This window comes from Vibrio kagoshimensis (assembly GCF_050337535.1).
In the GTDB taxonomy this organism is placed as follows: domain Bacteria; phylum Pseudomonadota; class Gammaproteobacteria; order Enterobacterales; family Vibrionaceae; genus Vibrio; species Vibrio gallaecicus.
Map to the genome: position 1 here is coordinate 398,124 of NZ_JAKJSZ010000002.1, position 8,888 is coordinate 407,011.

The 8,888-nt window shown below is 41.2% G+C and carries 4 protein-coding genes, 7 tRNA genes, 3 rRNA genes and 1 pseudogene; 8 read left to right on the forward strand and 7 right to left on the reverse strand.

Annotated elements, in window-relative coordinates; translation table 11 throughout:
* Positions 1 to 14 precede the first annotated feature (14 nt).
* Both L4C37_RS01955 and L4C37_RS01960 read left to right on the forward strand, forming a co-directional pair.
* Positions 15 to 1,280, forward strand: a complete 1,266-nt coding sequence (locus L4C37_RS01955; RefSeq protein WP_137375562.1) for an inorganic phosphate transporter — start codon at positions 15 to 17, stop codon at positions 1,278 to 1,280.
* A gap of 190 nt (positions 1,281 to 1,470) precedes the next feature.
* Positions 1,471 to 2,082: a TIGR04211 family SH3 domain-containing protein gene (locus L4C37_RS01960; RefSeq protein ID WP_137375563.1), complete on the forward strand. Its 612-nt coding sequence runs from the start codon at positions 1,471 to 1,473 to the stop codon at positions 2,080 to 2,082.
* A 173-nt stretch (positions 2,083 to 2,255) separates the two neighbouring features.
* On the opposite strand, the gene L4C37_RS01965 is transcribed toward L4C37_RS01960, so the two are convergent.
* A complete protein-coding gene (locus L4C37_RS01965; protein WP_429767724.1) occupies positions 2,256 to 3,152 on the reverse strand; it encodes a general secretion pathway protein GspB in 897 nt (298 codons plus the stop codon).
* On the reverse strand, positions 3,152 to 4,810 hold the full coding sequence (locus tag L4C37_RS01970) for an ExeA family protein (protein ID WP_429767725.1): 1,659 nt from the start codon (positions 4,808 to 4,810) through the stop codon (positions 3,152 to 3,154). The genes L4C37_RS01965 and L4C37_RS01970 overlap by 1 nt, the downstream gene beginning before the upstream one ends.
* A 36-nt stretch (positions 4,811 to 4,846) precedes the next feature.
* Between L4C37_RS01970 and L4C37_RS01975 the strand changes: the two are divergent.
* From L4C37_RS01975 to L4C37_RS02000, 6 genes and pseudogenes are all read left to right on the forward strand, one after another.
* Positions 4,847 to 6,144: pseudogene (locus tag L4C37_RS01975) on the forward strand (multifunctional CCA addition/repair protein).
* Between the two features lie 357 nt (positions 6,145 to 6,501).
* A tRNA-Phe gene (locus tag L4C37_RS01980) sits at positions 6,502 to 6,577 on the forward strand.
* Between the two features lie 56 nt (positions 6,578 to 6,633).
* Positions 6,634 to 6,709: transfer RNA gene (locus tag L4C37_RS01985), tRNA-Thr, on the forward strand.
* 24 nt (positions 6,710 to 6,733) lie between these two features.
* Positions 6,734 to 6,809, forward strand: a tRNA-Asn gene (locus tag L4C37_RS01990).
* Positions 6,810 to 6,845: 36 nt separating this feature from the next.
* A tRNA-Thr gene (locus tag L4C37_RS01995) sits at positions 6,846 to 6,921 on the forward strand.
* A gap of 28 nt (positions 6,922 to 6,949) precedes the next feature.
* Positions 6,950 to 7,025, forward strand: a tRNA-Asn gene (locus tag L4C37_RS02000).
* A gap of 1,152 nt (positions 7,026 to 8,177) precedes the next feature.
* On the opposite strand, the gene L4C37_RS02005 is transcribed toward L4C37_RS02000, so the two are convergent.
* The 5 genes from L4C37_RS02005 to L4C37_RS02025 form a co-directional block, all read right to left on the reverse strand.
* Positions 8,178 to 8,254: transfer RNA gene (locus tag L4C37_RS02005), tRNA-Asp, on the reverse strand.
* Positions 8,255 to 8,284: 30 nt separating this feature from the next.
* Positions 8,285 to 8,400 (reverse strand): 5S ribosomal RNA (rrf, locus tag L4C37_RS02010).
* A 42-nt stretch (positions 8,401 to 8,442) separates the two neighbouring features.
* Positions 8,443 to 8,519: transfer RNA gene (locus L4C37_RS02015), tRNA-Thr, on the reverse strand.
* Between the two features lie 39 nt (positions 8,520 to 8,558).
* A 5S ribosomal RNA gene (gene rrf, locus L4C37_RS02020) occupies positions 8,559 to 8,674 on the reverse strand.
* A gap of 125 nt (positions 8,675 to 8,799) precedes the next feature.
* Positions 8,800 to 8,888, reverse strand: a 23S ribosomal RNA gene (locus L4C37_RS02025); the annotation flags it as partial.

The window sequence follows — 8,888 nt, forward strand, 5'->3', positions numbered from 1 at the left end:
AACTAGGTATTACGATGGATATCCTTGCTAATTACGGCACTGTCCTGATTATTGTTGCAGCAGCTTTCGGTTTCTTGATGGCTATTGGTATTGGTGCAAATGACGTTGCGAACGCAATGGGCACCTCAGTAGGCTCTAAAGCTTTAACCGTTAAACAAGCGATCATTATCGCAATGATCTTTGAATTCGCAGGTGCATACCTTGCGGGTGGCGAAGTAACTGACACGATCCGTAAAGGTGTTATCGAAACATCTCTATTTGCTCACCAACCTGATGTGCTTGTATATGGCATGATGTCTGCGCTATTAGCGGCAGGTACATGGCTACTTCTTGCGTCTTACATGGGCTGGCCAGTATCTACGACACACTCTATTATCGGTGCAATCATCGGTTTCGCTTGTGTATCTGTTGGTACTGAAGCGGTAGATTGGAATAGTGTTCAAGGTATTGTAGGTAGTTGGATTGTTACACCGCTTATCTCCGGCTTCTTCGCCTATGTGATATTTGTCAGTGCCCAACGATTAATTTTCGATACAGAGAACCCTCTGTTTAATGCTAAGCGTTTTGTTCCTGTATACATGTTCATTACCACGATGGTAATTGCACTTGTAACGATCAAGAAAGGTCTTAAGCACGTTGGTCTTCACCTAAGCAATACCGAAGCTTGGTTATGGTCTGCAGGTTTCTCTGGTCTAGTTATGTTAGGTGGTTACCTATACATCCAGAAAAAGTTTGCTAACCGCGAAGAAGATCATGGCTTTGCTGGCGTAGAAGGCATCTTCTCTGTACTTATGGTTATCACAGCTTGTGCGATGGCTTTTGCTCACGGTTCAAATGATGTAGCAAATGCGATTGGTCCACTTTCAGCGGTTGTATCAACTGTTGAGCACATGGGTGAAATTTCAGGTAAAACCTCAATAGCTTGGTGGATTCTTCCTCTTGGCGGTATTGGTATCGTTGTTGGTCTTGCGACTATGGGTCATAAAGTTATGGCAACTGTTGGTACTGGTATTACAGAACTAACACCAAGCCGCGGCTTTGCAGCTCAACTAGCAACAGCTTGTACTGTAGTATTAGCTTCTGGTACTGGTCTTCCAATCTCAACGACACAGACACTAGTTGGTGCTGTTCTTGGTGTAGGCTTTGCTCGAGGCATTGCAGCTCTGAACTTAGGCGTAGTTCGTAATATTGTTGCTTCATGGATTGTGACGCTACCTGCTGGTGCTCTACTAGCGGTTGTATTCTTCTACATGATTCAAGCTTTATTCATGAGCTTGTAATTTAGAATTAAGTCAGAGACATGTGAGTCAAGATATTCGTATGTAAATACAATGTCATTATTGACTCAAACGCACAGAAAGGGAGGCTTAGCCTCCCTTCTTTGTTGCACGAGCCAAAAAAACTAAATACTATTTGATAATTAAGGCTGACTCTCGCCTACCCCAAATTAGAATTGTTAAGGGAATTACTGTGAAAAAACTGATTTGCATGGTTTTATTTACAATGCTTGCTGCTCCTGCAGCATTCGCTCAAGATCGTTATATCGCTGACAAACTTTTTACTTACATGCACTCTGGTCCAAACAATACTTATCGAATTATCGGTAGTGTTGATGCTGGTGAGAAAATTAAACTACTGCAAGCGAACAAACAAACTGGATACAGCGAGGTTCTTGATAACCGCGGTCGTAAAGGTTGGGTTGAAAGTAAATTTGTTAGCCGTCAAGAAAGCATGGCATTACGCTTACCAAAAGTTGAAAAAGAACTCGCGGACGTGAAAGCAAAACTAGCTAATGCACGTCAAAGTGCTGATAGCGAAAAAGCTGGCTTAGCTAGCTCTCTTGATTCGCGTAACAAACAAATTTCAGAGCTTGAACAGAACTATAGTGAGATTAGCCAGCAGCTAACTTCATCTCAAACTGAGAATCGCGAATTACGTGCGAAAATTGATACTCAAAAAGACGACTTACTACTTAAATACTTCATGTATGGCGGTGGCGTTGCAGGTATTGGTCTTCTATTTGGTTTGTTGCTACCGCATATTATCCCACGCCGTAAGAAGTCACCAAACGGTTGGTCTTAAACGCTTACTCCTTCTTTAGCTACTTAGAGTATGCGTGAGTAGCTAAATTTCTGATGAGTTAATCAAGTAACAGACACCAAAAAGGGGCACATTGATATGTGCCCCTTTTATAATTATAACCGACCAATAATCGACATAAGCTATAGCCTTTAGCTGCCTCCTTAAACTGAAGTTTACCCCTGCCACTCATATAAGGCTGGAACTTCAATAAGCTCTTGCTGATATTCTATAATTATTGATTGAGGCTTGATTTCGATTAATTGCACGCCATTGGCAATCCAGTCACCCAGATACCTGTCTTTACCATTTACCTTCACCCAGCGTTTTGTCTGGTCACTAGAGTACATATGCGTTTGCAGGTTTAATTTAGGTAAAGAACCAGAAAAAAGGTGGGTATTTGATTCAAAGTCAATTGCACCGTTTTCTGCATTCCCGCGACCATCACTACTACCTGAATCACGATTATTCGTTGAGTCTTGCAATATAGATTCAATAGTCAGAGCTAGTTCTGGGGAGAACTCAGTTAAATCGATATCACCTAAATCCAGCTCAGGTTCATTTGGCTCAATCAGTCTTGGATTAGACCGTTCAAACTCTGACTTCTGATCGATTTCTGATGCACCTAAAGGCTCTGCTTGAACGATTAATTGAGAGCTTTCCTGTAAACCAGTTTCATCTTTTTTAGAAGTAACTCGAGAAACAATACTCGTTTCTGAGTATTCGATTTGACGAATCAATGGCTTCAAATCCTGAGCTAATATTGCCGGACGAACAGAGAATAAAGAAGCCCCTTCTGGTTCAATCCTAACTTGTTGAAGCTCGCGACTCTCCATCTCCATAACTGGAGCTTTATCTTCTTGCCATTGATAATACTGAGCACCAATAACCAATACAGAGGGCACGACCAATAGTGAACACAGCAAAAGCTTTGAAGTACTTTTAGTTTTATTAAGGTGGGTTGGCGAAGCCTGAAATTGATCCACAGGTTCTCCAGCCGAATGGAAAGTAGATTGCTGAAGCCCTGGCTTTCTTAATTCTGATTGCTTTAACGCATCCATAATCTGAGACATTATTTTTGTTCTCCAGAGTTAATGAGAAGCGCAGGGGCATCTAATTGAGTCAATTTTTGTAACCGAGCTAAAGTGCGACTACCTGCAATTCCATCAACTGTCATACCTTGCCAACTCTGAAAAGCGGCGACTTTAGATTTTAATTCTTCATCAAACACATCGCTACCCGACACCTCTTCACCAAGAGCCTCAGAAAGCAATAAGTCCAGCATGGTAACGGCTTCACCTTGATAGCCATATTTTAAGGTTTGCCTTAAAGGTTGCTTCCAAATAGCAACATAATCCCCACTCCATAACTCATTTAGAGCACCTATTGGAAGTTGTATCAGTTGTTCTCGAATGAGTAACTCAACTGAGTCTGATGAGACACTATAAAGCACACCAAATAATGGCACTTGGTTCAACTCAAGGTTTAGTACAACAGGCACATTCTCATTGATTAGTTCACTTAACGTTGCTTTTTGCTGGCGACAAATAAACTCACTCTGTGGCTCACTCAAACAAAGCCCATCTCGTACTGAAGATTTATATCCCCATAGTCCATATAGACTCTGTATCGCTAAAGAACGCTGCTTACCAGCTTCTAATGCTTCTTTAATATCATTAGGTATTTCACTTTCTTCTTTTACCGCTATTGCAGATTTAACAGCAATTTCAATTTCAGGCTCATTTGCTATTTCTAGCTGACTAAAAGTGAGCCTTTCAAAGTACTGGGGGCTGTAAATATAGGCTCCATAAGCCATCCCTAAACCACATAACGTTGCAGCTATGTATTTCAACCACTTAGGACGTTGGTATGTACGATTTACTTGTGGAGAATGATAAACTTCCGCTTGAAATGACATGACCTGTTGGCAAGCTCGTTGAACCGTATTACTAGGAATAGATCGACTTCGACCCTGTGAAGCTTCACCCGCATGAAAGCTCAGCTGTAATGCTTTATCACAAACTAAATTAATCAAGCGCGGGATACCATGAGTATGCTGAGCGATTGACTTAATTGATGCATTCGTGAAAAGCATGTCGCTGCCCCCCGCCATTTCGAGACGAAAAGCGATATATTTCCCGGTCTCTTCCACATTGAGAGGTAGTAAATGATAACGACCAGTAATTCGTTGGGCTAATTGGCGCAGCTGAGTGGTTTGTAAATGCTGTTGTAGCTCAGGCTGACCAACCAGCAGAACCTTTAACAGCTTTCGATGATCCGTTTCTAGATTGGTCAGCAGGCGTAACTGTTCTAGCACATCAGCAGCAAGGTGCTGGGCTTCATCAATAACAAGGAGGGTCTGAATATCTTGAGCATGATTATCTAACAAAAAATGGTGTATAGCCTGACTCAGCTGTTTCAGTGATGCTTGCTCTGGGTACGACACTTCAAACTCATCACAAATAGCTTCTAATAAATCAGTGTTAGAAAAAGTCGGGTTTAAAATAAGCCCTGCACAAGTATCTTCATCTAGCCCTGTTAGCATTGCTTTTGCTACGGTCGTCTTACCGGTACCTACTTCTCCAGTAAGCATTGCAAAGCCCCCACCTTCTCCTAAGCCAGCCTGTAAGTTCTGCATCGCCTCTTGATGACGTTGACTAAGAAACAGATAGCGAGAATTTGGTACAATCGAAAATGGCATCTCTACGAAGCCAAAATATTCCTTATACATGTGCAGCCCTATTATTACGATTATGGCAAAGTACCACTGCGCACGATAAAGTCCAGTAGTGATAAAAATTTCGAGGTGTTAGCTTGCAAATTACAGACAACCTGCAAAAAAATAAGCCATTACAGAGATATCTAGTAGGTGGTGCGGTTCGCGATAAACTTCTGAGTATTAAGTGCGAAGATCAAGATTGGGTTGTAGTAGGCAGCACACCAGAAGAAATGGAATCCTTAGGGTTCCTTGCCGTTGGAAAAGACTTTCCAGTATTTTTGCACCCAACGACCAAGCAAGAACATGCACTTGCTCGGACTGAGCGAAAATCTGGCACTGGTTACACAGGGTTTGAATGCCACTTTGCCCCTGACGTTAGTTTAGAAGAAGATCTCATGCGCAGAGACTTAACGATCAATGCAATGGCTCAAGATGAAAATGAAACCATCTATGACCCTTATAATGGGCAACAAGACCTAAAAGATAAAATTCTAAGGCACGTATCTCACGCATTTACAGAAGACCCTCTACGAGTATTACGCGTCGCTCGATTTGCCGCTAAGTTACATCACCTAGGCTTTAGTGTTGCTGAGGACACCCTATTACTCATGAGAGCGATTGCTGAGTCAGGTGAGCTTGCTTATTTAACGCCTGAGCGTGTATGGCAAGAATGGCACAAATCACTAAGCTCTCATCACCCAGAAATTTTTATATCCATTTTAAGAGAGTGCGGCGCTCTTAAAATTGTCTTACCTGAGTTAGATGCATTATTTGGGGTTCCTCAACCAGAAAAATGGCACCCAGAAATTGATACTGGCATTCATACATTAATGGTTGCTCAGCAAGCCGCAATACTGAGTTCAGCATTGCCGGTAAGGTTTGCAGCCCAAGTTCACGATCTAGGTAAAGGTATCACTCCTGAATCAGAATGGCCTAGCCACAAAATGCACTGCCACACTGGGCTAAAAATCATTAAACAACTTTGCGAACGAATTCGTATACCAAACGAATTCAAAGAACTTGCTTTGCTTGTTTGCGAGCAGCACTCAAATATCCACCGAGCGAGCGAGTTAAAAGCATCAACTTTTCTTAAAGTACTCAATAAATTCGATGTCTGGAGAAAACCAGAAAGGCTGAACGACATCCTACTATGCTGCCAAGCAGATCACGCCGGAAGAAAGGGGCTAGAGAAAGAACCTTACCCTCAAAAAAAACGTTTTGAAACTGCTTACCAAGCCGCTTTAACCGTGCAAGTGAAGAACATCATAGATGACGGCTTTAAAGGTAAAGATATCCGAACAGAGCAAGAAAGACGCCGTATTGAAGCGATCCAATTAACTTTATAAAAAGGTCATAAACTGCGGTAGGCACTGCTCCGTTCAATGTTTGGGTTAATGAAACCTAACATTACAGTTCATTTGAAAATAGATAGAATCAGGCATAATTAAGAACTAGGCTAGATCTTAAAGATACCACTACTCTTTAAAATTAAAGTAATACATTTTCATAGGTGCTTTATTATATCTCCAGACATTTTCACTAAGTTAATCGCAAGTATTGAATCATTTGGGTCATACTGACTAACGCTTTTCTATACAAAATGAATAAAAACACCCCATTAAGTATAGAAAAACATCAAACGATACTTTTTTTGCAATTTAAAGTTGACCAGAAAGCCGAAAACGCGTTTAATACACCTCGTCGCCCGGATAGCTCAGTCGGTAGAGCAGAGGATTGAAAATCCTCGTGTCGGTGGTTCGATTCCGCCTCCGGGCACCACAATTTATTTGTTGGTGTCTTAGACAACAACAGTAAAGCACAAAGAAATATTATGTGCCGACTTAGCTCAGTAGGTAGAGCAACTGACTTGTAATCAGTAGGTCACCAGTTCGACTCCGGTAGTCGGCACCATTTCTTTAAAGCTTTAAGAATAATTCCCCTTTAGTTCAGTTGGTAGAACGGCGGACTGTTAATCCGTATGTCGCAAGTTCAAGTCTTGCAAGGGGAGCCAAGTTCATCATTAAGCATTAGCTTTTTGATATATGATGCCGACTTAGCTCAGTAGGTAGAGCAACTGACTTGTAATCAGTAGGTCACCAGTTCGATTCCGGTAGTCGGCACCATTCTCTGATTAGAGATTAAACCATCAATTCCCCTTTAGTTCAGTTGGTAGAACGGCGGACTGTTAATCCGTATGTCGCAAGTTCAAGTCTTGCAAGGGGAGCCAATTAAAAAAGGCCGCATCATTGATGCGGCCTTTTTACATTTCGAAACCCAAATTTATATATCCACATCTCCGCACCCCAACAAATTTAGAGATAAGTACATATCTATTCTTTAATAGCAATCAGAGCTAACAAACAAAACTTATTCATACTCTAGACATAACAAGACGCAACTAATACCCTCTAATAACGATCGATTAATTTACGAAGGATTAGGTAATAGAATCTTTCAATAGGAGCCTCAGAAGGCTATACGTTGTCTATTTTTATAGTAGTGATCTATATTGACTCTTCAGCTGACTATTCACAAAACAAAGAGCATCATTACACTAAAAATTACAGTTATGATTCAAGAGATACAGTAGCTCGAATATCTAGGGTTAATTAAAAATAGGTAGTGATGAAAAGATCCAATAAGAACAGGAGTGGTAGTACTAACCTATTCGACTAATTATGTTTGATGAATAATCAAATTGATTACAGCTTATTTGGAATGAAATCACCCAAGCCCAGCTCTATCAAGTGGGTAAGCCGATCTAAGGGGCTAATTTATTTGAGATTAAAAGCTGTTATATCTATTCTTGGGATGAATAAGATCTCTCAAAGCTTCAGATTGAAGCGCTAGCTAAATTTACAGCCTTCTTTTCATATAGATAAAATCATTCACATTTATACTATCAAAGCTACTTTCACCTAAAAGAACATTCTCACTTAACCAATCACCAATCACCAATCACCAATCACCAATCACTACATATGATAGGCTCTACACTGGTGTAAAAGCGTAATTAGAAGTACTTAAGGAGTTTCGTAGAGTTAAGTGGTGTGATACATCAAAAAAGCTTATACAGTCAAACCATAAGATTCTGCAGTACTTCTAACCTTCAAGAAGTTGAGCTTATTAACTGGTATAGGATTGAGAATTAAATGAAGAAAACATGCTTTGATGCCTAGACTTGGTTTATCCTTCTTAAAGGTACAAGCAAGCTCACGCCTTTAACAAACGATTAATCAAGATGTTTATAACGAGAAAAGAAGGTAACAACACTACCGAAAATGACTCCTAAGCGAGTATTAAAGTAATGAGAACTTATAGAAAGATAAGCTAGGCATGTAAAAAAGCCCTGCTATTTCTAGCAGGGCTTTTAAATAAGTGGCGGAGTGGACGGGACTCGAACCCGCGACCCCCGGCGTGACAGGCCGGTATTCTAACCAACTGAACTACCACTCCGCAGTGTCTATTCAGCTTAAAGCAATTTGAGCCTGACGATGTCCTACTCTCACATGGGGAAGCCCCACACTACCATCGGCGCTATTGTGTTTCACTTCTGAGTTCGGCATGGAATCAGGTGGGTCCACAATGCTATGGTCGTCAAACAAATTCTGTAGTTAATTTTAATAATAAAATTAACTAAATTCTGGTGCTGATACCCAGACTCGAACTGGGGACCTCACCCTTACCAAGGGTGCGCTCTACCGGGCTGAGCTATATCAGCAAATCAAAGAACCGTTTAAAACGATTCTTAAAATTTAAAGCCTGGCGATGTCCTACTCTCACATGGGGAAGCCCCACACTACCATCGGCGCTATTGTGTTTCACTTCTGAGTTCGGCATGGGATCAGGTGGGTCCACAATGCTATGGTCGCCAAGCAAATTTTGCTTTTACTTYCAGTTTAAAAACTGAAGGCAAAATAATCTGGAAAGCTGTTTCGTTCTCTTCAAACTCATTCAAGGTCTGGTATTTCTATGAGTCCACAAAACCCCTTGGGTGTTGTATGGTTAAGCCTCACGGGCAATTAGTACAGGTTAGCTCAATGCCTCGCAGCACTTACACACCCTGCCTATCAACGTCGTAGTCTACGAC